The sequence below is a fragment of the Myxococcales bacterium genome (assembly GCA_022184915.1).
In the GTDB taxonomy this organism is placed as follows: domain Bacteria; phylum Myxococcota_A; class Polyangia; order Fen-1088; family Fen-1088; genus JAGTJU01.
Genome location: JAGTJU010000001.1, coordinates 988571 through 1014842, shown reverse-complemented (window position 1 = coordinate 1014842; position 26272 = coordinate 988571). Strand labels below are relative to the sequence as shown.

At 66.6% G+C, this 26272-nt stretch carries 18 protein-coding genes and 1 pseudogene; 12 read left to right on the top strand and 7 right to left on the bottom strand.

Features of this window, described 5'->3' with window-relative positions; translation table 11 throughout:
- Positions 1 to 10: 10 nt before the first annotated feature.
- Positions 11 to 2485, bottom strand: coding sequence for a hypothetical protein (locus KA712_04170; GenBank protein ID MCG5052136.1), 2475 nt, complete (start codon positions 2483 to 2485; stop codon positions 11 to 13).
- Between the two features lie 111 nt (positions 2486 to 2596).
- Positions 2597 to 6373 carry an HAD-IC family P-type ATPase gene (locus KA712_04165; GenBank protein MCG5052135.1) on the bottom strand — a complete coding sequence of 1259 codons (3777 nt, stop codon included), beginning with the start codon at positions 6371 to 6373 and terminating at the stop codon, positions 2597 to 2599.
- 62 nt (positions 6374 to 6435) lie between these two features.
- Here KA712_04165 and KA712_04160 point away from each other — a divergent pair, with 62 nt between their 5' ends.
- Together KA712_04160 and KA712_04155 are read left to right on the top strand one after the other, a co-directional pair.
- Entirely contained in the window at positions 6436 to 7203 is a 768-nt protein-coding gene (locus tag KA712_04160; protein MCG5052134.1) for a hypothetical protein, read from the top strand.
- A gap of 39 nt (positions 7204 to 7242) precedes the next feature.
- Positions 7243 to 8109: an MYG1 family protein gene (locus tag KA712_04155; GenBank protein ID MCG5052133.1), complete on the top strand. Its 867-nt coding sequence runs from the start codon at positions 7243 to 7245 to the stop codon at positions 8107 to 8109.
- Positions 8110 to 8113: 4 nt separating this feature from the next.
- Here the strand turns inward: KA712_04155 and KA712_04150 are convergent, their stop codons facing one another.
- Entirely contained in the window at positions 8114 to 9151 is a 1038-nt protein-coding gene (locus KA712_04150) for a saccharopine dehydrogenase NADP-binding domain-containing protein (protein ID MCG5052132.1), read from the bottom strand.
- A gap of 173 nt (positions 9152 to 9324) precedes the next feature.
- Between KA712_04150 and KA712_04145 the strand changes: the two genes are divergently transcribed.
- The 3 genes from KA712_04145 (at position 9325) to KA712_04135 (ending at position 12556) form a co-directional block, all read left to right on the top strand.
- Positions 9325 to 10392, top strand: coding sequence for a serine/threonine-protein phosphatase (locus KA712_04145; GenBank protein ID MCG5052131.1), 1068 nt, complete (start codon positions 9325 to 9327; stop codon positions 10390 to 10392).
- 43 nt (positions 10393 to 10435) lie between these two features.
- The gene (locus tag KA712_04140) at positions 10436 to 11617 is read left to right on the top strand and encodes a metallophosphoesterase (protein MCG5052130.1); all 1182 of its coding nucleotides are present in this window, start codon (positions 10436 to 10438) and stop codon (positions 11615 to 11617) included.
- Positions 11618 to 11689: 72 nt separating this feature from the next.
- Positions 11690 to 12556: a hypothetical protein gene (locus tag KA712_04135; GenBank protein MCG5052129.1), complete on the top strand. Its 867-nt coding sequence runs from the start codon at positions 11690 to 11692 to the stop codon at positions 12554 to 12556.
- Between the two features lie 37 nt (positions 12557 to 12593).
- Here the strand turns inward: KA712_04135 and KA712_04130 are convergent, their stop codons facing one another.
- Complete coding sequence (locus tag KA712_04130) at positions 12594 to 13970, bottom strand: hypothetical protein (protein MCG5052128.1); 1377 nt, start codon at positions 13968 to 13970, stop codon at positions 12594 to 12596.
- Between the two features lie 229 nt (positions 13971 to 14199).
- Between KA712_04130 and KA712_04125 the strand changes: the two genes are divergently transcribed.
- Complete coding sequence (locus KA712_04125) at positions 14200 to 15039, top strand: hypothetical protein (GenBank protein MCG5052127.1); 840 nt, start codon at positions 14200 to 14202, stop codon at positions 15037 to 15039.
- A gap of 427 nt (positions 15040 to 15466) precedes the next feature.
- Here KA712_04125 and KA712_04120 read toward each other — a convergent pair.
- Positions 15467 to 15601 (bottom strand): annotated as a pseudogene (locus KA712_04120) (pentapeptide repeat-containing protein).
- A 715-nt stretch (positions 15602 to 16316) separates the two neighbouring features.
- Between KA712_04120 and KA712_04115 the strand changes: the two are divergent.
- From KA712_04115 to KA712_04090, 6 genes are all read left to right on the top strand, one after another.
- The gene (locus KA712_04115) at positions 16317 to 17243 is read left to right on the top strand and encodes a GTP-binding protein (protein ID MCG5052126.1); all 927 of its coding nucleotides are present in this window, start codon (positions 16317 to 16319) and stop codon (positions 17241 to 17243) included.
- A gap of 130 nt (positions 17244 to 17373) precedes the next feature.
- Complete coding sequence (locus KA712_04110) at positions 17374 to 18363, top strand: alpha-ketoacid dehydrogenase subunit beta (GenBank protein MCG5052125.1); 990 nt, start codon at positions 17374 to 17376, stop codon at positions 18361 to 18363.
- Positions 18364 to 18384: 21 nt separating this feature from the next.
- Positions 18385 to 19644 carry a 2-oxo acid dehydrogenase subunit E2 gene (locus KA712_04105; GenBank protein ID MCG5052124.1) on the top strand — a complete coding sequence of 420 codons (1260 nt, stop codon included), beginning with the start codon at positions 18385 to 18387 and terminating at the stop codon, positions 19642 to 19644.
- Positions 19645 to 19972: 328 nt separating this feature from the next.
- The gene (locus tag KA712_04100; protein ID MCG5052123.1) at positions 19973 to 20968 is read left to right on the top strand and encodes a 3-methyl-2-oxobutanoate dehydrogenase; all 996 of its coding nucleotides are present in this window, start codon (positions 19973 to 19975) and stop codon (positions 20966 to 20968) included.
- Between the two features lie 114 nt (positions 20969 to 21082).
- Positions 21083 to 21997 carry an OmpA family protein gene (locus KA712_04095; GenBank protein MCG5052122.1) on the top strand — a complete coding sequence of 305 codons (915 nt, stop codon included), beginning with the start codon at positions 21083 to 21085 and terminating at the stop codon, positions 21995 to 21997.
- 41 nt (positions 21998 to 22038) lie between these two features.
- Positions 22039 to 23265, top strand: a complete 1227-nt coding sequence (locus KA712_04090) for an MFS transporter (protein ID MCG5052121.1) — start codon at positions 22039 to 22041, stop codon at positions 23263 to 23265.
- Positions 23266 to 23280: 15 nt separating this feature from the next.
- Here KA712_04090 and KA712_04085 read toward each other — a convergent pair whose 3' ends face one another.
- On the bottom strand, positions 23281 to 24606 hold the full coding sequence (locus KA712_04085) for a DUF1552 domain-containing protein (protein MCG5052120.1): 1326 nt from the start codon (positions 24604 to 24606) through the stop codon (positions 23281 to 23283).
- Positions 24603 to 26243, bottom strand: a complete 1641-nt coding sequence (locus KA712_04080) for a DUF1588 domain-containing protein (GenBank protein ID MCG5052119.1) — start codon at positions 26241 to 26243, stop codon at positions 24603 to 24605. Before KA712_04080 ends, KA712_04085 begins: the two co-directional genes overlap by 4 nt.
- Between the last annotated feature and the right edge of the window lie 29 nt (positions 26244 to 26272).

Below are 26272 nucleotides of genomic sequence, written 5' to 3'. Positions count from 1 at the left end.
ACTTTTTGTCTCAGTTGCCGAAGATGGTCTCGTACAGCGCGCGGTGTTTGGGGGCCTCGGGAAGGGGCTGATCCAGGTACTCGAGCCCTCCCCACGTGCCCCACTTCGACCAGCCCCCACAGAATACGAACTGCATCGTCAGGTTGAACCCTGCGTTCTTCAAGGCTGCAAGGTAGTCAACGTACAGGGTGTACATCTGTGGTGAGCGGTTCGCCGCGAAGGCGTTGTCCACGAAGACCTGACTCTCGCGCGACCCCGGCTCGATCGCCCGGATGGTCTGCCCCGCTTCGACGGCCCACAAGCTCACGCCGAACCGCGCCGCGAGTTGCTTGGCGTCTGACCATTGCCCATTGCGCTTCTGGTTCAAATCGTCACGCGCGTCCTGCAGGATCTTCGCGGTCGAAGGAACGCCGCCCGCCACGTCGGCGTTTCGATAGAACTTGCCGAAGTAGGGAGCCAAAGCCAGGCCCTGCACCTTGATCCCCTGGGGATTGATGTCGGCATCGTCTGCGAAGTCGAGGCGCAGCTCGTTGAGAGCGCGCCCAGCGGCTTGTCCCCCGAGCGGGCGACGAACGCGCGCCTCGAAGGCATTGCCGAAGACCTCCTTGAAGAGCTCCCAAACTCGTACCTGCTTGTACGTGGCAAACTTGTGGTGCGCCTGGTACTCCGAGAGCGAGGGGTAACGCGTCTTGCCCTGCGCGCGCACGTACTTGCCTTGCTCGAACTCGGTGTTCCACGTTTCGTTCGAGTACTCGACGTAGATCTTCGCAGCGGTGTGCAACTTTTCCTGCAGCATCTTGGCCATCTCCCGCACGAAGGCATCGTTCGCAAGATGCGGTACGTTGACCCAGGCATCGGCCTTTGTCGCGTTGGCAAGCGCGATCATGTGCTCGAGCGCCACACCCTCTTCGGTGGCCTGCGAGTAGGTCTGCGGCGTGGGACGCTGGGCCCACGAGCTGATCGTCTGCCCGTTGATGGCGCCCCAGTCCATGAATCTGAGGGGGTTGATGCCGGCCAACCGGGAGACGAACGTGGGCTCAAACACATCCCTTTCGTAGATGGCAAGGTGCCGCGTGTGCAGGAACTTGAAGTTGCGGAGGTGGTCAGCGGGATCCGTCGCGTGTATCTCGACGTAGAAGATGGCTGAATCCTTGTAGCCGTTGTCCCGCTTGTTCACGATCACGTCGAAGCGGCCGGAGCCCCCCTGGGCGTCGACGGTGGCCAGCACCCCCGGCCCCTTGACCACGATCTTTCCCTTGCCCTCGAACAGGAGGGCGTGAGGGCCATTGCGAGGCGTGGAGATCAGCGTGTGAACGATCTGGGGAGGCTCGCCCGGCGGAGTGAAGGGCACTTGCGTGGGCCAGCCATGAGCATCGTGGGGGATCTGCTCGGAAAAACGGCGATCGAAGCCGTCCATGGCGCCCACGGGTCGGGTGATCCAGGGACGCGCCTGCTTGAATTTATCCAAAAAGGGTGAGTCTTTTTCGAATTCGCGGATGTGACCGAGGTTTGTTCCCACGTCGCTGCGCCTGGCGGGCCCTGGTCCGGGCGCCGCAGCGACTTGGCCTCGCAGCACGAAGCCGGCGAGAGACACGGAGGGTGTCTGCCCGGCCTGGCCCAACGGGTAAATCCGGATCTCGACCGGGCCCAACAGCCCCTCGTAGCCCGAAGCAGGAAGGGCCACCGTGTACTTGACGAGGCCGTCACCGGCGCCGGGGACGGGTTCGGTCACGCTGACGGCCGAGGCGGGCGCGAAGCCGCCCACGCTGGTGAAGACAGCCAGCGGTCCCGCCGTTTGCGAGGCTTGCCGGCCGAGCCAGAACTCGATTTTTCCCCCGTTCAGGTTCACACGAAACGCGGGGCTCACGCTGAACCGGACGGTCGCGTAGCGGGCGGCCGTCACCGCTTCGGCCGCCGACGCTTCGCTGGCCGCTGCTTTTGCAGTGAACGCGAAGCGGTCATTCTGTCCCGGTGAGGCGTTCACCCCATCGGCAAGCGCAAAGCCCTCGAGCACGATCTCCGGGTGCTGGAGCCAAACCCGATGCCAGGGCAGCTGCTCTGCAGGCACCGTTCCTGAAAAATCGGTGGCGAACAAAATCCCGTCAGGATCCGTGAAGCTGCTCGGTGGGTCCACGATGGTGTCCCCGCCCATGCCCGCCCCGCCGCCCATGCCCCCAGGGCCGGCACCGCCCGTTCCCGGGCTATCGAGTCCTCCCGTGCCACCCACGCCTTCCCCCGCAGCGCCCCCTTCGCCCCCACCGCCGCCCAAGGTGCCGCCTGTGCCCCCGGGGCTTCCACCCGCGCCCCCTGCTTCGTCGCCGGCACGGCCGCCCGCGCCGCCCACACCCGGGAAGGTGCCCGCTGAACCTCCTCGCTCACCGCCTGCGCCCCCTGCGGGCGCCTCCTCGTCCTCGCCCGAGCCATCGCTGTCGCTCTCCGCGCCGCTACACGCGACGGAAAGGGCCAGCGCTAAGCTCGAGAGCACGAGCCAAGAGGGAATTCGAGCAAAACTTCGTCTTCGCATCGCCGTCATGACGGAGGAGACGTCGATTTACTGCCTTCTTGAGTTGACACCCCTCACTTGAGGATTCTCCGTTCATGTTGCAAGAGCGCTGTGAGCACCGCGGCGGGTCAGCCAGGCCTTGTGTGCCTCCATCGCGACGAAAAGGGACAGCGCCAAGCCCACGAGGGTCAGCCAGGTGCGGAACGAGACCGGCGCGATCGCGAGAACCTCGCGCAGCCCCGGGGTGTACATGGCTCCGACGTGCACGAGCTGAGCGACCATCGTACCCACAAAGAGCACGGGGTTTTTGAGGGGGCTGTGGCGCAAGAGCGAGCGGGTTTCCGAGCGGCTGTTTCCCGCCTGGATGTTCGAGAACAGCACGATGAGAAGCAGAAGCACGTTTCGCACCTCCGCGAGCGGCACGCCCCGCGCCAGGAGCCAGACGTAAAGGCCGAAGGAAACACCGCCGATCACCAGACACGAAAGCACGGTCCGCTCGATCATGAGGCGGTCGATGACGGGCTCCTGAGGCGCGCGGGGAGGCCGCAACAGCTCCCCGCCCTCGCTCTGCTCGAAGGCCAAGCCCACGTCCTGAATGCCATTCGTCACCAGGTTGAGCCAAAGCAGCTGCACCGGCAAAAGGGGCAAGGGCAACCCGGCAGCCACCGCCAAGCAGAAGAGAACGAGGTTCGCGGTGGCCGTGCTGAGAAGCAGGAACACCACCTTGCGCACGTTCGCGTAGGCGATCCGCCCCTCCTCGACCCCGGCGACGATGGACGCGAAGTTGTCATCGGTCAACACGAGCGCGGCGGCTTCGCGGGCCACGTCGGTGCCACGCTTGCCCATCGCCACCCCGATGTGCGCGCTCTTGAGGGCGGGGGCATCGTTCGCCCCGTCGCCGGTCACGGCCACGAAGTGCCCTTGCGCGATGAGCGCACGGACGATCTCGAGCTTCTGCCGAGGCTCCACCCGGGCAAACACCCGGGCCCCCCGGATCAGCGCCGCGAAGGCCTCCGCGCCGCGTGCGGCGGCCTCCCTCAACGCCGGGCCCGTCACCACGGGGGCGTCGGACGCGACGATGCCAAGCTCGACGGCGATGGCCTTCGCGGTCAGGGCATGATCACCCGTCACCATGGCGACCTCGATGCCCGCACGACGACAGGCGCTCACGGCAGCAGCCGCCTCCGGACGCAGCGGATCGATCTGGCCCACGAAGCCCAAGAACGAAAGACCGTGCAGCATCTCGGGCACGAGGGCGGGCAGACCCGCCCCTTGCGCCCCCGAAGCCGGCTGAACCAAGGTGGCGACCGCCAAGACCCTGTGCCCGCTGGTTGCGATGCGCTCGGCCTCCGCTTGAAGAGCTGCACGATCGATCGGAACATCTCCTGCGGAGGTGGCCATGCGGTCGCACATGGCCAGAACCTTCTCGCCGGCGCCCTTCACCATCAGCACCCTCTTCCCCCCCGCGTCGTGCATCGTGGCGGCGCACTGGCGTGCCGCCTCGAAGGGCAAGGCGGCCACGCGGGGCGCTTCGGCCTCGCACGAAGCCCGGGTCACGCCCAGTTTGTGCGCGAAAACGAGCAGCGCCACGTCGACGGCGTCGCCATGACTGGTCCAATTGCCCTGCTCTTGCTGGACCAGGGTGCCGTCGTTGCACGAAGCCACGGCCTTGGCCAGCCGGAGCAGGCGAGCCGAGGCGGGCACCCCGGCGTCGGCGTCCTCCGGGGCAAGGACGCCGCCCTCGGGACCGAGCCCCTGCCCTGTCACCCGCCACGTGGCTTCACCCGGCAGCGCCACTTGGCGCACGGTCAACTCGTTGACCGTCAGCGTGCCTGTTTTGTCGGAGGCGATGAAGGTGCAGGACCCCAGGGTCTCCACCGCCGCCAGCCGCCGCACGATGACGTGACGGCGGCTCATGCGGCGCACGGCGATCGACAGGGCGACCGTGAGGGCAACGGGCAAGCCTTCGGGGATCGCCGCCACCGCCAGGGCCACGGCCAAAAAGAATACGCTTTGCAGGCTCGCACCTTGCACCAGCGAAACGCCGCTCAAGAGCAGCACCACGGCCCCTATGGCGATCGCGATGCGCCTGGTGAACTGATCCATGCGCTGAAGCAACGGCGGGCGGGCGGCGACGGCCGTCTGCATCGAGGCGGCGATTGCGCCCACGGCGGTCGCAAGGCCCGTGGCCACCACCAGGCCACGTGCCCGCCCCCGCGCCACCCACGTACCCGCAAAAGCCATGTTGATGCGGTCACCCAGCACGGCGTCCTGTGAAAGGACGTGCTCTGCGACTTTGTCGACGGGCAGCGACTCCCCCGTCAGCAGCGACTCGTCGATCTGCAGTTCGTCGCCTGACAAGAGCCGCAGATCGGCGGGCACCTTGGTGCCCGACTCGATCACCACCACGTCGCCCACGACCAGGTCCTCCGCGTCGACATCCTGCTCTTCGCCGTCACGTATGACGGTGCTACGCGCCTTGACCAGTTCGCGGAGGGCGTCGGCGCTCCGCTCCGCACTCCGCTCCTGCACGGTACCGATGCCTCCGTTGAGCACGAGCACCCCGAAGATGAAGAGTGCGTCCTGCGCGTCTCCCAGGAGGATGGACGCCACGCCGGCGATCATCAGGATGTAAATGAGTGGATTGAGGAACTGCCGGAGGAAGATCTTGATGACCCCCGGGCGCTTCGCGCGTGGCAACTGGTTCGGCCCCGCTTCGCGCAGACGCCGGTAAGCGTCCGTGGCGCTCAGGCCTTCGAAGCGGCTCCCGAGAAGCGCGAGGCAACGCTCGGCGGGCAGCGCATGGGGCGTTGAAGTGTCCTCCTGGGTCATTCTGTGCCTGCACGCTCCGCGATGACAGAGCTTGTCAGGCGCTGGCGATACCTGCGACTGAACGTTCGTACGGGCCGGCGCGGGTGGCGCGAACCCGCCCGCATTCATTCGTCTTTGCGGGCGTTTGGGATCAAGGGTTTTTATCGACCCCAGTTCCGAGGCACGACGAACCCTCGCGCTGCGAGGCCTTCGAGGCCCACGAGATGTCCCACGAACAAGGGGCGGCCCTGCGCCTCCACCCAAGCCACGAGCGCCTGGGTCTCGAGGCACGGCGCCACCTCCGCGTGGCGAGGATCCAGCCACCACGGTTTGTGAAGAACAGCCCAAGGGGCATCCGCGGGGGGCCATGCCCGCGAGTTCGTGGCTTCGACACCAAAACCCGCGATCGGCTGCAGCGTGCATCACATGAGGCCAGGCCACGTGCTCAGGATGCGAGAAGAACGCGCCCCGCAGGAAGATCTCGCGACGCTGTGGGTTCGGTAACCAAACCGGCCAAACCTGAGCACGAGCCGCGCGCGCGGCGACGTTCAGCTGGTGCTCGGTAAGACGGGTCAACTTGACGTCCAGGCGATCGACGAGGCCTGGCCCCACCCAGGTGTCCGGTGCGGCGCTGTTGGCAACACCCAAGTAGTACTTCACGGCCAGCTCGCGGTGCGTGGGCGTGCCCTGGGCATCCACGTACAGGCAATCCACCTCGCCCAGGGTAACGCCCGCAGCGGCAAGCACCAGATTGAGCGCCAGCACCTCGAGGTCGGACTGAGCTTGCATGACACGGGCGTGTAACGCCTCGAAGCGGTGTCCAAGGGGCAACACCCGCCCTCCGGGCGACTTGCCTTCGTGCCAGGCTTCCCAGCTGGTGGGCGGCGGCAGCGTCCAGCCCCTACACGTGGCCTCGGCGAGGCCGCGCTCTTCCCAGTACCCCGCATCAACGAGTGGCGGGGCGTTGATCATCCACGCCGCGTCCGTGGCCCAGCGGCGCACGACCTCGGCGGCAGCGAGTGCCCGAGAGAAGGGATCTTCGAGCCGCGCCGTCGTCACATGCGGTTATTTGCCATGAACCGCTTCATCTGCGCAAATCAGCGAAAGCGTTGGAGATCGCCGTGAGCACGACCACCGAAAAATCGATCGTTTCCCCTTCCTTCAACCGCTCGCGGGGTGCGGGCCAGGTCAACGAAGCCGTGCGGGCCTCGCTCCAAGCGCTCGAGTCCGCGCGCCGGGCGCAACGCCGACGGCAGCAACGGGACCGGGCTTTGGCGCTTCTCAGCGCCGTTTTGACCGTGACCGCCATCTGGGGCCTGAGCACCAGGTTCCGCAACGCCAACGATGTGGCTCCACCCGTCGAACTCAACGCGCTCACACCTCCCGTGGCACCTGCACCAACGGTGCAAGCACCTCCCTCGATTGAAGAGGCGCCGGTCGTGGAGGCCACGAGCCCTGAACTCGATGCGCACGACGTCGCGTTGCAAGACATGAGCGAGCCTGCCGCGCCGTCAGCCGCTCTTCCCTCGTCGGACGAGGAGCTCATTGCCCTGAGAAGCGCGTGTGAAGCCGCAGCGGCTCAACGACGCTGGCGCGACCTCACCGAGTCCTGTGGGGCGCTCTTCGTCCACGAGCCCCAGGCGCCCCGCGCGCTTCAGATCGCGCAGGCGCACTTTCGGCGAGACCAGGTGTCCGAAGCGGGGGCGTGGGCCGAGCGTGCGCTGGCGCTGGATGCGCAGCTGCCCGAAGCCGCGATCATCGTCGCCCAAGCTGCCGAGAAGGCAGGCGAGAAAGCCAAAGCCCACAAGGCCTACGCGCAGTACCTCGCCCTTGCCCCCCGCGGCTGGCATGCCTCACAGGCACGCGACGGCCTCGCCCGCCTGCGCTGAACGGGCCCACGGCGCGCGCATGCTAGGGTGCCGCGCACCATGCTCGACCACATCGTCACGCACCCCGGAGGGGCCCACAAAGACGACTTCCTTGCCGTATGCGTGCTGGCAGCGAAGTCCGGAGCCCCCATCCAGCGCCGGGAGCCCTCTGAAGACGACCTCCAGAATCCCAGGGTGGCGGTGGTGGACATCGGAGGGTCCCACGATCCGGCGCGCATGAACTTCGACCATCACCACTTCCCTCGCGAGCACGAGCCCACCTCGTCCATCAGCTTGGTGCTGGCGCATCTCGGACTCTACGGGGACGCCCGGCTCTTCTGCCCCTGGCTCGAGCCCGCCGAGTGGTTCGACTCACGGGGGCCCACCCGCACCGCCGAGTGGCTGGGCGTCGGGCGAGACGTGGTGGCGAAGCTGAACTCTCCCATCGACGTGACGTTGCTGCGCCGCTTCGCTGCCAGCAAGCAGCTGGCCCCCGGCGAACCGCTCTACGAGGTGATGCGCTTCATCGGCGAGGACCTCTTGACGTATCTCGAGACGATTCGGTCTCAGCTTGCGTTCACGGCAAAGCATGCCTCACGGTGGCAGCTCGAAACCGGCGGTGCGCCGATCGAGGTGGTCTTTTTGCCCCGCACCGAGGCCGAGACGGAAGAGCCCTCGAGCGCCGTTGCGGCCTTCATCCGCGCGCAAGGCTGGCACCCGCACATCGCGGCCACGGTGTATCCCGATCGGCGTGGTCCCGGCTACGGCATCTCCCGCTACGAAGACCACCCGCACCTCGATTTTTCGCGCGTGCAAAACGAACCCGACGTTCATTTCGCGCACAAAACGGGGTTCATGTGCAAAACGTCCGCGATCGATCCCGAACGCTTGAAGGACCTGATTCGTCAGGCCTGGAACGCGCCCTGAGACATCAGGCGGGCACGTCTTCGCGCCGCACATCCGGGAACGACAAGACGTAATCGGCTCCTTGCGCGCTCGACGGCGTCTGAAATCCCGGGGGCAAGGCCCCTTCGTGGGCGCGCAACGCGAGCGCCAACGCGGTCCAGCTCGTAAATTCGTAGGGCTCTGGGGTCTCGAGGCGCGCGCATACCCGGCGGCCGTCAGGCGCGCTGGCTTCAGCCCACAAACGCGCCCAGCCTCGCGCCCGTTGGCGGGCCGACGGTCCAGGGCGCGCGGCGCGCACACGCTTCGCCACGAAGGTCCGCACCGGCGCAAGCGCGAGCGCGCGTACGGCAGGCAGCGCCAAGCGCGCGCCGAAAGGCAGCACGACGAAGGTCTCGATGTTCGGGATCGCCGTGCTGTAAAAGGCAGTCGCCACATCGCCCCAGGGAATGCCCACGGCGGTGCGCAGGCCCCGGCCGAGCTCTACCCGGATCGTCCGATGTGCGAGCGGCACCTTCGCCAGGGCACCGTCTCGTCGCACCCAGCCAGCCCCCGAGGTGCCGAGGGCCGTGAGCGCGGTGCCCCGTGAGGCCCGCGACGAGGTCTCGAACGCCAAAACGAGGCGGTGGGCCCCGGGCAAGCGCCCCGCCACGTAGCGGGCCAGGCAGTCGGAGGGGACCACGTCGAAACCAGCGCCGGGCAGCAGGGTGCACCCCGCGGACCTGGCGGGCGCGTCGAGGCGCAACAAGTCCTCGAACACCTGGATTTCCCCGGTGATATCCAGGTAGTGAACCCCTGCCTGCAGACAGTGGTTCGCGAGGGGAACGGCCGTCGACGAAAAGGGCCCCGCGCAATTCAGGACCACGCGGATCCCCGCGAGGGCGGCCCGGACGGCCTGCGGGTCATCACCAACGGCAAAGGCTCTCGCCTCGTAGCCCAGCTCTGCCGCGAGGACCTCGAGCGGCGCCAGGTTGCGGCCCGCCAGGACGAGAGGCACCCCAGTTGCGGCGGCCCGGCGTGCCACCAATGCCCCCGTATATCCGTACGCACCATACAGCAGGATCACCCATGTGAGCCTACCGCATGCACGGCCGTGCACGCTTGCCTTCACGTATCTTCAGACCACCGCCCAGCGCCCCTCCAGCACGGGCGCACACCGGCCGATAGGGCGTTGGCGTGCTCTGCGACGTTCCCCCGTTCCTTGCTCGAACAGGCCTCGATACGAGGGACGTATGCTACGTGACCGACGCGCAGCTGAAGATCGTGTTCGTCAACGAAGGATGGCGGCGCTTCGCGTCCGACAACCACGGGCATGCGGTGCGGGACGGCGGGCACGACAGCGTGCTCGACAACTTCAGCGGCAGCGAAAAGGCGCGCTGGACCGTGATCTATACCGCTTTGCTCGAAGGCAATATCCCTCGTTACGAAGATACGCTTTTGTGTCCCTCACCCCAGGAGCGACGCACACACACTTTACGGATCGAAAGGGTCGTCGACCCCGAGACCGGAAGAACCTACCTCGTTCACCGCAGTGTCCTTGTCGAGGCCTGGAAGGCCGAACAGGAGCGCGGCACACGGACGCACCTCCGTCACCACTGCGCGTTGCACGCGGGCGCCTTGGATCTCACGGGGGGCGTCGAACCCTTGCACGGGGACGGCGGCGACCTCATTTGGTTCCGTGAGCGCAAGGCCGGCGGAATCGAGCTGGTCATTGCCGACGTCATGGGGCACGGCCGTCCGGCCGCCTTGGTGGTGGAGCTGCTCCGCGACGCCCTGGCAGAACAAGTTCACGAGGATCTCGCTCTTCCCGAGGTCACGTCACGTCTCAACCACACGCTCTGCGAGCGCATGCCGAAAGGCCTGGCTGACGAGCCCCCTCGGCCTCTTTTCGTCACCGGTTTGCTCATGCGGGTGCCGGCTCACGGCCAAGGCCTGCAGGTGTGCAACTTCGGGCACGGAGGTCTGCTGTTCTCGGAAACAGGACTCGCGCCACTCCCGCCGGGGCTGCCGCTGGGCATCACCCAAGGCGATGGGCTCGCGTGGCCCGAGCTCACACTGGCTTTCGCGGAGCACGGGACACGTTTTTTGGCCTTCACGGATGGAATCACGGAGCAGTTCGACGAGCGCGGTGAGATGTTCGGTCCCGAGCGGCTCTCGAAGGTCTTCCAAGCTCGGGCGGCACAGTCCCTCGACGAGCTTCTCGCAGGCATTCAACGCGACCTCAGCGCGTTTCGTGGGCGCGCGCTCGTCAAGGACGACTGCGCGCTGCTCGCCGCTGAGGTGTGTCCCTCATCCTCTTCTTCTTGAAAACCTGCTCGACCGCGAGCTTCACCCCTTTCAGATTTAGGTCGTGATTCATCTTCGTCAACGGCGCGCCAAGGTCATCGCCGCCGTCCTCGCGGTGGCCGCCCTGGCTCAACTTCCGGTGGTCTGGGCCGCCAGCACACTGGGGGTGCCGGCCTGGATCACGGTCACGTGCGGAGCCTTGGTGTCGCTGCCGTTCATGGGACAGCTTCTGAGGAGCCCGTGGGACCATCGGCCCCGGTCGCGACTTCACAAATACCTGGTGATGTGGCCCTTCTACACGTGGTGGACGTTCTGCCTCGTGTTCACGGCCCACGCCGTCGCAGCGCTCTCGGTGGCGGCCGTCACGCCCCTTCCGACCCCCACCGCTCTCCTGGTCTGTTTTCCCCTGGCGGGGCTTTGGACCCTGCGCGCGCTGCGCCCTCGTCCGCGCGTGACGCGCATGTCCATACTCATCGAAAACTTGCCCCAGGCCTTCGAGGGATTCCGGATCGTTCACCTGAGCGACCTACACTGCGGCCCCTTCACGCCGCGTGCCCGGGTCGCCCACTGGGTTCGGCGCGCCAATGCCTTGAAGGCCGACCTCGCGGTGGTCACGGGCGATCTCATCACCTCGGGAACGGACCACGTCGAGGACGTGGCGATGGCGCTCGGCGGATTGAAAGCCCCGTTCGGCGCCTTCGGCTGTCTGGGCAACCACGACTATTTCGGCACCGACGGGACAGTCGGTCCGGCCCTCGAAGCTCAGGGCGTACGGGTTCTATCGAACCGCGGCGTTCTCCTGCGACGCCCTGGAGGCACGCTGTACCTGGCCGGTGTCGACGACAACTGGAGTGAGCGCGACGATCTCGGCAGGGCGCTACGCGACAGACCAGCACGCGTGCCCACCGTGTTGTTGGCCCACGATCCGGCGTTGTTTCCGCCCGCGTCGCAGGCGGGCGTCGATCTCGTCCTGTCCGGTCACACCCATGGTGGCCAATTCGCCGTGCCCTGGCTCGTCCGGCGCTTCAACCTCGCGCGCCTCATGACCCCGTTTTCTTCCGGCCTTTACCGCCTGGGCCGAACGACCCTGTTCGTAAACCACGGTTTGGGCACGAGTGGCCCCCCCATTCGCCTGGGCGCACGCCCAGAGCTCGCCCTCATCACCTTGGTGCGCGCCCGTCACAGCACAGCGGCCTCGTTCGCAGACGCGGCCCACACCGATCTGGCTCGACAATCGAGCGCGTAGGCTGCTGCACCGGGTTTGCACAAAAAGAGCGACCCGCAGGGGAAGGCCGCTGCTTTGCATGTCGCAGGCGGCATGCAGTGTCCTTTCCATGTCCGATTCAAAATCTCGAAGCTTTGTCTCGAAGCCGGGCGCATCGCCCTGGCGTCCGTTACGGGGCTCGCTCTTTGGTGTGGTTACGCCGAGGCGCAGACCTTCACGTTTCGTTACGAAACGGGCCCCGCTTACGTCGCGCAGAACGACAACCGCTACGGCGCTACAGGCACCACGTTCACAGCAGACGAGGTGGGGCAGCAAGACACGCTCGTTCGCATACAACGCGCCAGCGTGGAGTTGGGGCTCTCCCGCCACACCTTGACGTTGACCTACATTCCCTTCGGTGCCCAAACGCGCTTCACGCCGGGCAGCGACCTGCAATTTTACGACACGCGCTTTGCGGTCGGGCAACCCCTCGCCCTGCGCTACCTCTTTGACGGCTATCGCCTCTCGTACCTCTTTCATTTGAGACCGCATCAATGGGACATCGGGTTCGGCGGTTCCGCCCAGGTGCGAAGCGCGCAGGTGGCCCTCACGTCCCTGGATGGCACGCGCTTCGAGGACGAAGGCGACATTGGCCTCGTCGGAGCCTTAAAGGCGCGCGTCCGCTGGACGCCAGCCACCGGGCCCTGGGTCGAGGTCGATGCGGATGCGCTCTCGACCTTTGGGCTGCTCGGAGACACCACGGGCGGCATCTACGACGTGGCCCTCAGCCTTGGCCATCCGGTTTCCGATCCAGTGGATCTTTACGTCACCGCGCGGCTCTACGGTGGGGGCGCCGACATCCCGGACCAAAACATCGATAACTGGGCCAACATCGTTTCCGCCACCGCGGGCGTGAGCGTGGCGCTCGACAGACTCTTTTCACCTTCCCGCACGCCCGCCCCCCCACGCCAGCGTCAGTGATGACGGGCCAAGTCGTCCCGGATCTGGCGCGCGCCGGTCAAGGACAGTCGCCTCCACGTTTGCCGTAGCCGAAGACGACGTGCCTGAAAACGCTGCCCGACGGCCCGTCGGCGCGCGTCCAGGTCCGACCGTCCTCGCTGCGATGGAAGGCGTCGCCGTTCTTCGCCAATCCCGCGTAAGTGCCGGAAGCGGCGCGTGCCACGACCTCGATTTGGTTGTCGCTGCCAGACAGCGCCTGCGCGCGCCAGGTCTTGCCATCGTCACTGAAGAAGCCGCGCCCCCCATCGAACGCAGCAAACTCCCGACCCGTCCACAGGAACCCCTCTACGCCCCCGCCTACCGAACCCGCGAAGGTCCAGGACTGGCCCGCGTCCTGGCTGCGACAGTGATTCCCCTGTGCGCTCACGGAGACGCAAAGCTCCGCGCCGCAGGCGACACCCCCTCGCCGTTGATGACTCATGACACAGTCGCCAACGTCAACCGCCTTCCACGTGCCGCCTTGATCGGCTGACACCGCGAGCCGGCGGCGCCCCGAGCGGCTATCGCCCGTGCCCTCGTAGCCCGTGACGAAGCCCAGCGCGCTGGCGCCGAGGCGCGCCCCCGAAACACGGCGCACGTGGGAGTCGACCCCTGGACTTCCGGCTTCGCTCCAGGCCGCCCCATCGGACGAGACGATCCCCTTGCCGCCGTCCATCGCGAAGAACCGCGCCCCCAAAAAACCCACGCCCCCGAAACCACTGCCGTTGGTGCGCACCTCTTGCCAGCTGCGGCCGCTGTCCGAACGTTCGAGCGCCCCGCTGCCTCCCCAGCCGAAGACGGCCACGAAGACGCCGTTCCCATAGGCAAGGCCCTGGGCAGCTCCGGAACTTTCTTCTCCTTCGGTGCCGTTGCTCTTCCGGGCGTCTCTCCACGTGCGGCCGTCGTCGCAGGAAAAAGCGATACGCCGGCCGTGCCCCACGGCCACGAACATCGGCACGTAGTCACCGGGGGGGTGTCCTGGATCGGGCGACGTTGCGTCCACGATGCCGCCCCCCGCGCCCCCAGGCGTCCCCCCGCCCATGCCCCCCGCCCCCTGCGCACCACCACCACCTGCGCTGGCGCCTGCCGCACCACCTGCGCTGGCGCCTGCCGCACCGCCTGCACTGGCGCCCGCCGCGCCTGGCTGTCCCCCTGCGCCACCGGCTCCACCGCCTCCTGCTGGAACCTGGCCTGAATCACCGCCGCGCCCGCCCTGGGAGGCCCCTGCGGACCCGGCCCGGCCTCCAGAGCCCGCATCATTTTCGGGCCCGTCCGACGCACCCGTGTCTTCGGTCGTGCCCTGGCACGCCGCGAAGACCAGCGCCGAGGCGCAGAGCCAAACGAGAAGAGCGGCACGCGCGGCGCATGCCTTCGGGGGAAAGGGCGAGAACTTCATGACCTGTTCACCTCGGCAACCGCCTTCGAGGAATCAAGTATGGTCAGGCGCCACGCTCGCAGGAGCCATTGAGGATCGTCAGGGCACCCAGGCGTATCCGCACGAAGGAGGGAGCCGGAGCCCGCTCCCGAGGCTCCCCCTGCGCGAGGGCATGAGTTTCGCCACCATACGCAGCCGCCCTGGCCCTTTCGGGGGCGTGCGGCTGGATAGGGGGTATCATGTCCGGGTCTTGCCCGACTTCATTCGCTCCCGTCCGTTGACCTACCTGCTCCACGCGGTGATCTGGTGTGGTCTCGGCGTCGTGGGCACGCTGGCCGTGACGAAGCGGTTTTCCCGGAGCCCCGTTGAACTATCCGAAAGCGACGACCTCGTCCGCTGGGCCGACGTGCTCCGTGATCGCCAGGTCCCTCCCCGGGTCATCTACTTGCAAAGCGGCCCGATTGTGCTCACGCCCGGGGTGGACGCCTCGCACGAAAACCGCTCGAGCGTATTGCTGGCCAACAAAGTCACCGAAGCGAAACTCCCAGGGTTTTCGGGCTCGCCAGAGGCCTGGCAGGCAATTACGAGGTGCGTCAAGGCCCAATTCGCACCCTTCGCGATCGAGGTCACGGACGAACGCCCCACCGACCCCGGGTACGTGATGGCCATCGTGGGCGGTCACCCCCACGACCTCGGCATGGAACGCAAAAGCGGCGGGTTGGCCCCGTTCAGCGGTGGGGTGATCGAAGATCCCGTGGTCTTCGCCTTCGCGTCTCGCCTGGGCAACGCGCCCCGCGCCGTGTGCGAAACGATCACGAAGGAGGTCGCGCACGCCTTCGGCCTCGATCACGGCTACCTGTGCGCCGACGTCATGTCGTACCTATCGGGCTGCGGCGGCAAGGCGTTCGTCGACGAGGACGTTCCTTGCGGTGAGCGCCACCCCCGAACCTGCATCAACGGGCGCAGCACGCAGAACTCGTATCAGATGCTCCTTTCGATACTTGGCCCTCGTGGCAACCCATCGAAGGGTGCGGCCCGCGCAGCGGCTCTCGAGCCCGCTCAGCCCCAGGCGCAGAACGATCCCCCTTGATGCATCAAGCCTTGAGAAGGCGACGGAGACGATCTTGTCAAGGCATAATCTGCGAATGCTTGACTTAAGGCAGGCTCAAACACATTCGGAACTCGATTCTTCCTCAAGAACGAAAAAAACGCGCGATCGTTTCGAAACCCGTTCCTAACTGTCGTGCGAACGCCTGAGCAAGGCGACGCCGGCCACGCGACCGGGGGTCTTCCAGATGTTCGACAGGAGTGTGCCTAACATGCGTACGACAGTGCTTGCCTTCGTAGCTGTGCTCGGTGTCGCCGGAGCCGTGAGCTGCGGCCAGACTTCCGAACCTGGGTCAGACGACGACACCGACGGGGAGGGGGGCAGCGGCGGAGGAGAAGACGGCAGCGGCGGCAAGGGCGGCAGCGGCGGCAAAGGCGGTTCCAACGCCGGCGGCTCCAGCGCAGGCGGCTCAGACTCGGGCGAGGGCGGCTCCGGTGAGGGTGGCTCGGGTGAGGGTGGCTCCGGTGAGGGTGGCTCCGGTGAGGGTGGCTCCGGTGAGGGTGGCTCCGGTGAGGGTGGCTCCGGTGAGGGCGGTGCGGGAGAGGGCGGTGCGGCCGGAAGTGGTACGGGAGGAGCGCCAAGCGGAGGCATGGGCGGGAGCGGCACCGGGGGGTCAGGCATGGGGGGCACGGGTACAGGCGGAATGCCCCCGATCGCCGCCGATCCAGACTGCTCCGGCGCACGTGTCGCCCGCGCCAACGGCTTCGAAACCGAATCCAACCTGTGGGTTGCGTCTACGTTCGGGAACCGGGTCCCGGCTCCCAAACCGACTTTGAGCCAGGCCCAAAAGCACAGCGGAACGAGCTCCATGGAGGTCGTGGTCAACACGGCCGACGGGGTCACCGCAGGCAAGACAGCGCCATTCGAATGGTTCTTTGTTGCCCAGAGGTTGAGCGACACGCTGGCCTCCGTGCGGGCGAACCGCACGTTGTCGGTATGGGTCTACGTCCCAAACGGGCACGCACTTTCCGACATACGTTTGGTTGCGTTCACGCCTCAACCAAACGGGTGGAAAACAGGTGGTGGTCTAGGCTCAATCAAGGCCGGGGAGTGGAGCAAAATTTCCTTCAAGCTCCCCAGTGACTTCGATTGCACGGTTTTGTTGCCGGGAAGATCGCCCTACGAAGTCGGTCTCTACATGAAGACCCAAGCCGGAAAGACCTGGAACGGAAAGATTTACATCGACGACTTCGAGATCAGCGGGCCTCCTCCTTGAGGCAACCTGCCCCGGGGTCAGACCTCTCGCGTAGACTTCGCGTGTGAGCCCTGTCCCCGTCACCGTCATCACCGGCTTTCTCGGCGCGGGGAAGACCACGCTCCTCGATGCCTGGCTGCGCGCGCACACACCCAGCGAGGTGGCGGTCATCATCAACGAAGTGGCCAGCCAGGGCATCGATGGCGAGTTGCTTCGAGGCCGGGCGGAGCAGCTCGTGGAGATCACGGCGGGATGTATCTGCTGCACCACGAACCAAGAGCTGCTCCACGCGCTCGAGACGCTGGCGGCGAGCACCCCCAAGCGGATCTTCATCGAGATGTCGGGAGCGGCGTCGCCCGCGGGCGTGGTGCGCGCCGCCCTGCACGTGGAGGGCATCCTGCTCGACGGCATCGTCACCGTGGTGGACGCCAGCGGACAGGCCCCCCTACCCCCTTTGCTCGTGGACCTGGCGCAAGAGCAGCTGGCTTACGCCGACGTGGTGGTGCTGTCGCAGGTGGACCGCGCGGAACCCGAGGCCGTTCGAAAAGCCACGCAAGCGGTCCTGGCGGTGAATCCTACGGCCGTGCAGGTCGAGGCGATCCGCGGGGTCGTGCGAGGCCACACCTTCGCGTCTCTCCTGGCCCAACGAGCGGAGAGCTTGACGCCCCCTCCCCGAGAAAACGCTTCACACGGCGCCGTGGAGACCCTGGTCTTGACCGCGCCTGGCGAGCTTGATCCTGACGCCTTCGCCGACTGGGTCGAGCGGGACTTGGGCGCTTTCGAGTCACGTCTGTTCAGGGTCAAAGGCATCGTGGCCGTGGCCGGCCTGCCCGACCGCCTCGTGGTCCAGGGAGTCGCGGGGCGCCTCGAGGCCTCCCTCGGCCTTCCGTGGGGGCCCGCGGCGCGCACGAGCCGGCTCGTGGTCATCGGGTATGGCCTTGATCCCCTCTGCCTCCGCGAAGGCTTCGCACGCACCCGCGTCGTTACCTGACCCGCCCCCTTTGCGCCGCCCTTCCGCACGCCGGGGCAGGCCGGCCCCCCTGCGACAGCCGCCCACCTGGCCACCCTCCGTCCGCCCGGCTACAATGCGCAATCGACCCTGATTTCGCGGATTTGACGCAATGCCAGAAATGAACATCATCCAAGCTGTGAACGACTGCCTACGCCTTGAAATGCGGCGGGATCCCAAGGTGGTGGTGCTGGGTGAGGACGTGGGCCGTTTCGGGGGCGTTTTCCGCGCCACCACGGGGCTTTTCGACGAATTTGGGCCCGAGCGCTGCATGGACACGCCGCTCGCCGAAGCCGGCATCGTGGGGAGCGCCATTGGCATGGCCCTTTACGGGATGCGCCCCGTGGCGGAGATCCAGTTCGCCGACTTCATCTACCCCGCTTTCGACCAGATCGTGAACGAGCTTGCCAAGTTGCGTTATCGCAGCGGTGGCGAGTATCCGGCGCCGGTAATCATCCGCACGCCCGCCGGCGGGGGCATTCGCGGCGGGCACTACCACAGCCAATCGCCCGAGGCCCTTTTCATCCACGTGGCAGGTCTTCAGGTCGTGTACCCCTCGAACCCCATCGACGCCAAGGGCTTGTTGGCCTCGGCCATCCGAGGTGACGACCCCGTGATCTTCTTCGAGCCAAAGCGGGTCTACCGCGCCTCTCGCGCCGACGTTCCCGAAGGGGAATACACCGTGCCCATCGGCAAGGCCAAGGTCGTCAGGGAGGTGGGGGCACGTTCGGCCCAGTCGGTCACCGTGCTCGCCTGGGGCGCCATGGTTCACACGGCCCTCGAAGCCGCCGCACAAGGCGCGGAGGAAGGCTTCGAGATGGAGGTGGTGGATCTGCGCACGCTCCTGCCCTACGACATCGAGACCATCCTCGCTTCGGTGAAAAAAACGGGGCGGGTCGTCGTGGTGCACGAGGCCCCTCGCACGTGCGGCTTCGGCGCCGAGCTCGCCGCCACGATCCAGGAAAAGGCCATGCTGTCTCTCGAAGCGCCCATTCTTCGGGTGACGGGCTTCGACACCCCTTTCCCTTACACGCTCGAAAACGAGTATCTTCCCGACGCGAACCGCATCCTGGACGCGGTGGAACGCACCATCAACTTCTGAGCCCCGCACGACTGGAACGACATGGCCTACGAGTTCAAGCTGCCCGACATCGGCGAGGGCGTGGTGGAGGGAGAGATCGTTCGCTGGCTGGTGAACGAAGGCGACGTGTTGGCGCAAGATCAGCCCATGGTGGAGGTGATGACCGACAAGGCCACCGTGGAGATCCCTGCGCCTCGGGCTGGCAAGGTGCTCAGCCGTCACTACGCCGAAGGTGACATCTGCCCCGTGGGCAAGGTGCTGATCACGATTGACGACGGTGTGGCTTCCGCCGCGATCCCTGCCGACACAGGAAAAAAACGTCGCACCAGCGTCAGCAGTCCCGCCCCTACCCCTGCCCCTTCGGCGGAAGTGCAGACCGCGTCCGTCGTGGCGCCCTCGCCAGCGTCCCTGCCCCCTGCTTCGGCCCCGCCCGCGGAGGTGCTGGCCACGCCAGCCACGCGCAAGCTCGCCCGTGAGCTCGGGGTGAACCTCTCTTCCGTGCGCGCCAGCGGCCCGGCAGGGCGGGTGACCCACGACGACGTACGCCGTGCCTACGAAGCACCGTTGGCTCCCTCGGCTCCGCGCCCCGCGCCGGCCGCAGGGGATGTCAGGGTTCCCTTTCGCGGCTTGCGCCGCAAGATCGCCGAGCGCATGGCGCTGTCGAAGCAAAAGGCGGCACACTTCACCTACGTGGAGGAGGTCGATGCGTCAGCGTTGGTCACTCTGCGAAGCCGCGCCAACGCCCGACTGGCCTCGCAAAACGTCAAGCTTTCCTTTCTGCCCTTCATCGTGAAGGCCACAGTGGACGCGCTCAAAAGGTTTCCCCAATTGAACGCCACGCTCGACGAGAGCGCCGCGGAGATCATTCAGCGCCGCAGCTATCACATCGGCGTAGCTGCGGCGACCGATGACGGGCTGGTCGTACCCGTATTGCGCGACGCCGACCGCCTTTCCGTGGCGGATCTCGGGCGCGAGATCGAGCGTCTGGCGGCGGCCACGAAGGCTGGGCGCGCCACGCGCCAGGAACTCACCGGCAGTACGTTCACCATCACGAGCCTCGGCACCCTCGGTGGCCTCATGGCCACGCCCGTCATCAACTTCCCCGAAGTGGCCATCTTGGGTGTTCACAAGATTGCGAAGCGGCCCGTGGTGATCGACGACAAGGTGGAGATCCGCGACATGATGAACCTCTCAATCTCCGTGGATCACAGGCTGGTGGATGGGCATGAAGCCGCTGCGTTCGTCGCGATGATCAAAGAGTCACTGGAAACCCCAGGACTTCTCTTCCTCGATACGATCTGAAGGCAAGCCGTTCGCCGGAGGACCTGTGGCCACAACGAAATCAAACGAGACGTCCGTCAACACCGACCGCAGTCCGTCGAGCGCGGAGAGCACGGCGGCGGGACCCTCCCGCACGGCCTCGGCCCCGCCCGGTCGCAAGGTCTCGCCCTCAGTGCCTTCCGCGGGCTCCCGTTCGGGCCAGGCAGACCTCACCGAGGTGGAAGTGTGGACAGACGAAGACCACGCGCGCGCCACGGGCATCATTCAGATCCTGAACGAAAACGGCGTAGCCGACCCCCAGCGGGTGCCCCCGCTCACCCACGATGAACACCGCCGCATCTACCGCGGCATGCTGCAGAGCCGCTTGCTCGACGACCGGCTGATGCCGCTTCAGCGGCAGGGGCGCATCGGGTTTTACATCGAAGCGCGTGGTCAAGAAGCAGGCATGATCGGCGGCGCGCACGCCATTGAGCCCCGCGACTACTTCATTTCGGGCCTCCGTGAGACCGCGGCCGGCATTTATCGAGGCGTTCCTCTGCGCACGCATCTGGCGCAGATGTTCGGCAACGTCAACGACGTGACGCTCGGGCATCAGCTGCCCTGCCATTCCGGCACGCGCGCTTCGAACCACCTCGTGATGTCGTCCTGTGTCTCGTCGCAGCTGCCTCAAGCCGCGGGCGTCGCCTGGGCAGCCAAGCTCTCGAAGAGCGACGTGGTGGCGCTGGGCTACATGGGCGACGGCGGCACGAGCGAAGAAGACTTCCACGTTGCGCTCAACTTCGCAGCCGTCTTCAAGCTGCCCGTGGTTTTCGTGTGCCAAAACAACCAGTGGGCGATCTCCACGCCGCTTTGCCAACAAACCGTTTCCGAGACCCTCGCGGTCAAGGGTCTCGCTTATGGCATCCCGTCGTACCGTGTGGACGGCAACGACATCTTCGCCGTGTACACCACCATCAAGGCGGCGGTGGATCGCGCCCGCGCGGGATTGGGCCCGAGCTTCATAGAGAACCTCACCTACAGGGTGGGCCCCCACAGCTCTTCGGACGATCCCACGCGCTACCGCGACCCCAAAGAGCCAGAGCCCTGGCGTAGCCGGGACCCCCTGGCGCGCTACCGGACGTGGCTTGCCGCCGAGGGCATCTTGAGTGAAGCCGCCGAAAGGAACCTCTCGGCCGAACTGGATCGTGAGATCCGGGAGCATATCGCGGCCGAGGAGGCCGCACCCAAGCCCACCACGCGCACGCTCATCGAATCCGTCTTCGCCAAACCCAACTGGCTTCTCGAAGAGCAGCTCGCCGAACTCGAACGCGTTCGGGCCCGACGGGGGGGCGGACAGGGACACTGACCTACGCCGCGGGACGTGGCGCCCGTTTGAGTCCCGGACTCGCGACGGGCATGAGTTCCCCACGAGCCTGTGATACCGTCACGACGTCTCGTCTTTCGTTTGCGGAGTCACTGCATGCGCCCCATCACGCTCGCCACCGTCGCTTGTTGGACCCTGTTTGCTTGCGCCGGGCCCCAGCGGCCTCCGCAGCCTCCTGCCCCTGAAGAGAAAGCTCCGCCCTCCGTCGGCGCCTCTCACCCTGCGTCCGTCGCTGCGTCTCCCGAAGCAGAGAAGCCGCCAGACGAGCCCCCCACTACCACCGGCAGCGCCTTCGCGCTCACTGGCACGAAAACGGCTCGCACCGCGCAGGGCGTGTCCCCCTCTCGCATCAAAGCCACGAAAACCGAGGCGGCGATGAAGATCTTCGTCATCGACAAAGACAAAGGTCCGGTGCCTGGGATCGTGGTCGTCCTCACCGCTCCCGATGGCACGAAGTACTACACCGAGGAGACGGACGCGTTGGGCTATACCGAGGTGCTGGTCCCCATCGCGCGCACCTACGAGCTCGTCTTTCTCAGCCTCGGCCGCAAAGACATTGCCGCCACAGTCGAGGTGGCCGACGAACCCAACCAGAACGTCAAGCTCACGCTGCGCTACAAGCGACATAATCTGCCCGCTCCCGAGGTGCCCAGTAACCGCCCAAAGCCCGGGCTGGTTCTGCAGGGCGTGAACTTCGACACCGGCAAGGCCAGCTTGCGGCCTGAGTCGTTCGCCCAGCTTGACGGCGTGGTCGAGTACATGGCGCACAAAAAGAGCGCGCGCATCGAGATTTCCGGACACACGGACAACGTCGGCAACCCCAAGACGAACAAAGCGTTGTCCGAAAAACGCGCAAAGGCGTGTCGCGATTACCTCGTAAGCAAGGGCATCGCGCCAGACCGGATCGAAGCCGTGGGCGTGGGAGACGAGCAGCCCATCGCTCCGAACGACTCGGAAGAGGGGCGCCAAAAAAACCGGCGCATCGAAGCGACGGAACTGAGAGCGATGTAACCGCCACCCGGCGGCGGGCATCCTAACGGCCCCGCCCTGCCATGCCCTTAAATACCCTCGCTTTCGAACGAAAAATCATCGTCCTCCTGGCGGCGGTCAACTTCATCAACATTCTCGATTTCATGATCGTCATGCCGATGGGGCCGGACTTTGCTGCGGCGCTCGGTATACCCCTCTCGCGGCTCGGGCTGGTGGGCGGCGCCTACACCGCCGCGGCTGCCGTTTCGGGATTGGCCGCCTCCACCTTTCTCGACCGTTTCGACCGCCGCCGCGCCCTGTCCGTAGCGCTTTGGGGTCTCGTTGGTGGCACGCTGCTGGGTGCTCTTGCTCAGGGGTTCACCACGCTCGTGCTGGCCCGGGTCGTTGCGGGGGCCTTTGGCGGCCCGGCGACCGCCCTGTCGCTTTCCATCCTGGCCGACGTCGTTCCCCCCGAGCGCCGAGGCAAGGCCATGGGCAGCGTGATGGGCGCTTTTGCCGCGGCCTCGGTTTTGGGGGTTCCCGCTGGACTCGAGCTCGCGCAACGCTGGGGTTGGCGCGCGCCCTTCTTCGCCGTGGCCGCGCTGGGCGTGGTGGTGATCCTCCTGGCGCTCGCCCTCATGCCTCCGATGCGCGCTCACCTCGACAAGCCGGTCGATGCCCCCCCGCGCCGCCCGCTCGTTCTCTTCCTGCGCGATAGCCGGGTGCGGCTCTCGCTGGCTGCCACCGGTGCGGCCTTCCTGGGCATGTTCGCGCTGGTGCCAAACCTCGCGGCGTATCTCCAGTTCAACCTCGGCTACCCCCGCGAGGGCCTGGGGGGCCTTTACCTGGCCGGTGGCCTCGTGAGCTTCGTCGCGATGCGGGTGGGAGGCATCTGGGTGGATCGGCACGGGCCCAACGTCGTCACGATCACGGGGTCTGCCTGCATGATGGCGGTCCTGGCGTTTGGCTTTTGGCCGTTACACCCCCTCATGCCCGTCGTGGCGATGTTCGTGCTGCTCATGACGGCCAGCTCGCTTCGCTCAGTCGCGCTGAACACCGTGTCGTCTCGTGTTCCCCCCATCCAGGAGCGGGGCCGGTTCATGTCGACTCAGTCAGCCACCCAGCACATCGCAGCGGCATCGGGCGCAGCGCTCTCCTCCCTCGTGCTCGTCGAGCGCCCCGACCACAGCCTGGCCGGCATGCAGACCGTGGTGGCCATGGCCTTCGTCATGACGGCCCTGCTGCCCCTCCTCGTGTGGCAGATCGATCGCCGCGTGCGCACCGCTGCGTCCACGGTCTCCGCACGCTGAGGGCCATCCCCCCCTTCAGGTGAGGTTCGCCAACGGTCCGCGGCAGTGCTCTGCGGCGCCGAAGGTGGACACCTCGGAACCGAAGCCGTTGAGGATCGAAACCAAGAGGTCGTTGTGGGGGGCGCCGTCCCAGCGCACGTAGCGGCCCATCTTGAAGCCCGCGCCGCCGCCCGCCAAAACGAACGGCATGTCGTCGTGCGCGTGCGTATTCCCTCGCGAGACATCCGTACCCCAAAACACGAGCGTGTGATCCAGGGCGCTCCCTCCGCCTGGCGCCTCTGTGGCTTCGAGTTCGAGCAAAAGACGCCCGAGCAAGGACGCCACCCATTTGTCCCTGACCCCCACCTGGGTGCGAGCCGCGTCGCTGTCGGACAAGTGCGTGAGGTTGTGTACGTCGGTGCGAATGTCGAGGTGCGGGATCGCGTTGTGGTTCAGCGCATCGCCCACCATGATTGTGGCCACGCGAGCCAAGTCGCAGCGGAAGGCCGTCACGAGCAGGTCCAGCTGCACTTGGGCCACCTGCTGCATCTGTACTTCTGAGGCAAACTCGATGGCCGCTGGCGGCGTGCGGGGCCCACAGGTGACCGGGTCCACCTTGGTGACCTTCGCCTCGAGCTCTCGCAGCAGCGTGAAGTGCCGGTCCAGGCGGGTGCGGTCGGACGCGCTCACGCGCATCTGCAAGTTTCGGATCTGACCGCGAACCGCGTCCAACACCGATCGCCGCCCCGCCGCGAGTTCGTCCAGCACCACCGCTTCGGTGCCAAAGAGCGTACGAAAGGTCAGCTTCGGATCGTTTTGGGGCAAGAGCGGTTGGTCGGGGCCCTGATAGCTCACCACGCCGGCCACGTTGGGCGTAAGCGCGTGCACCCCTAGCTGCAAGCTCTTCACCGACGTCTCGGCACCGATGAGCGGCACCAAGGCCTGATCGAGCGAGATTCCCTGGGCGTAACCCGCCCGAGAGCCGTCGTTCCCCACGAAGCTCCCCTTGCCCAAGCTGCTACCCGTCAGCCAGCCACCCACGCCGCGCTGGTGCATTTCCCCGGGCCCCGCTACGGCCACTTTCATGTCGATGCCGCCCGTGAACAGGAGCTTCGATTTCCACGCCGCCAGCGGTTCGTGCAACGGCCCCAGCTCGAACTCGGTCTCTGGAGCATTTGCGGGGCGCGTGGGGAACCATTGCGGCGTGAACACGCCGTTCGGATGGTAAAGGCCCACGAAGCGCTTGACCGGTGTCGCGGCGTACGCTCGGTCGGCCCGCGACTCCAGGAACGGCAGCGCGATGGCCGTGCCGAATGCTCCTCGCAAAAACCTCCGTCGATCGCGCCGCGCCCTCGGGTTCATGGCAGGTCCCCCTGTACGGCGTGCGTGCGAAACCCGGGCGACGTGGCGATCGCGGCCAGCAGGGCCTTGAAGTCGCCGCCCGAATCGAAGAAGCGCGTCCGGATGGGCTCGAACCAGCATTCGTCGGCGCGCGCCAGGGGCCGGCCCACGGCGAAGCGATACACCTCACGCGCCACGCAGTCGTGCACCTGCCGGCTCTGGGCCAGCTTCGCGATCAGCTCGTCCGGGCCTTCGACCGGACCCACGAGCGACTCGTCGGCGGCCGCCAGGATCCCGCCGCGTGCGTCGATCGGAATGCCGTTTTCCTCGAGCCGCCACCGTCCCATGCCATCGAAGTTCTCGAACACGAAGCCCACGGGATCGATGAACTTGTGACAGAGGGCGCAGGTGGCATCGGCTTTGTGATCCTCAAAACGCTCCCGCGTCGTCTTGGCGTTGGAGGGCGCCGGCGGCGTGATGGGCACGTTGGCAGGGGGAGAACCAACCGGTTCACAGAGCAGCTTGTCCAAAACGAAGGTCCCTCGGCGAATGGGCGACGAGCCATCGTGAAGAGCCTTGAACGCGAGGAACCCTGGCTGCGCCAAAACGCCGCCCGGCTGCCCCTGCGGCACCTCTGTCTGCGCGAAGGACGAGGCTGCGCCCTCGGTTCCCTTGGGGAGGTAAAGCGCCATGGACTTGTCCGCGAAGAGCACACGCGATGTGAGCAGCGCCTTCAGCGTGGGCGCGGTTGCGAGCACGTCGGCGATGTAAAGCGCAAGCGACTGGCGCCAAGAGGCGGCCAGGCCGAGGGAGAACTCCGGGTATACCGCCATGTCTTTTTCGGTGGTGGCCACTTCGTCGAGCGAGAGCCACAAGGCCAAAAAGCGCGCCAGGCCGTCGAGGCCGTCAGGTTGGGCCAGGATGTCGCCCACGGCGCTCCCAATGCCCTCGGACGTGCCCAAAACACCGCTCGCCGCCTGAGCCATCAAGGTCGCGTCGGGCGTAGTGGCGCGCAAAAAATACGACAGCTTCGTGGCGAGCTGATGACCCGAGAGGCGGTGGTAGTCCATATTGGGCACCGCCGCTCCCAGCTCGTCCCGGTACAGGAACTGAGGCGACTGGAGGAGCAGCTGCAAGCCGCGCTCGAGGGCCACGGACGGTCCCTCAGCAGCGTGCGTCGTATCGTGGAGCCCCACCAGCAGCTCCCACTCCTCCGGACGGAGGGGACGACGAAACACCCGAGGCGCCAGGCCCGCGAGGACCTCGCGTCCACATGACGCCGGCTTGCCCTCACAGGAAGGCAGCACCAAGGGGTCCGCGGCCGTCATCACCTGCCGCGACAGGAACTCCGCAGCCTCGAAGTAGCGTGCGACGTTGTCAGGGGCCACCTGCAGCAGGGTGGCGTCGTTGTCCAAACCGTGGGCCAGAGGTTCCCGGGGAAATTCACGCGCCGGCGCCGACGTGTCCCCGAGCAGGTCCTGGACGGTGCGGTCGTACTCGTACCGGGTCAGCAAGCGCAGGGGAGCCGCCGGCACCGCTTCGCACGCAAGCGGCTCGTCCACCGGCGGCGGCGGTTCTTCGACTTTCGGCCTTTCGCTGCAAGCGCAGGCCATGGCACCCGCGAGCAGCGCCCATCCCGAGCGCATTGGTACTGCCATTTTAGCCCTTGGCGGCACCGTGACCAGCA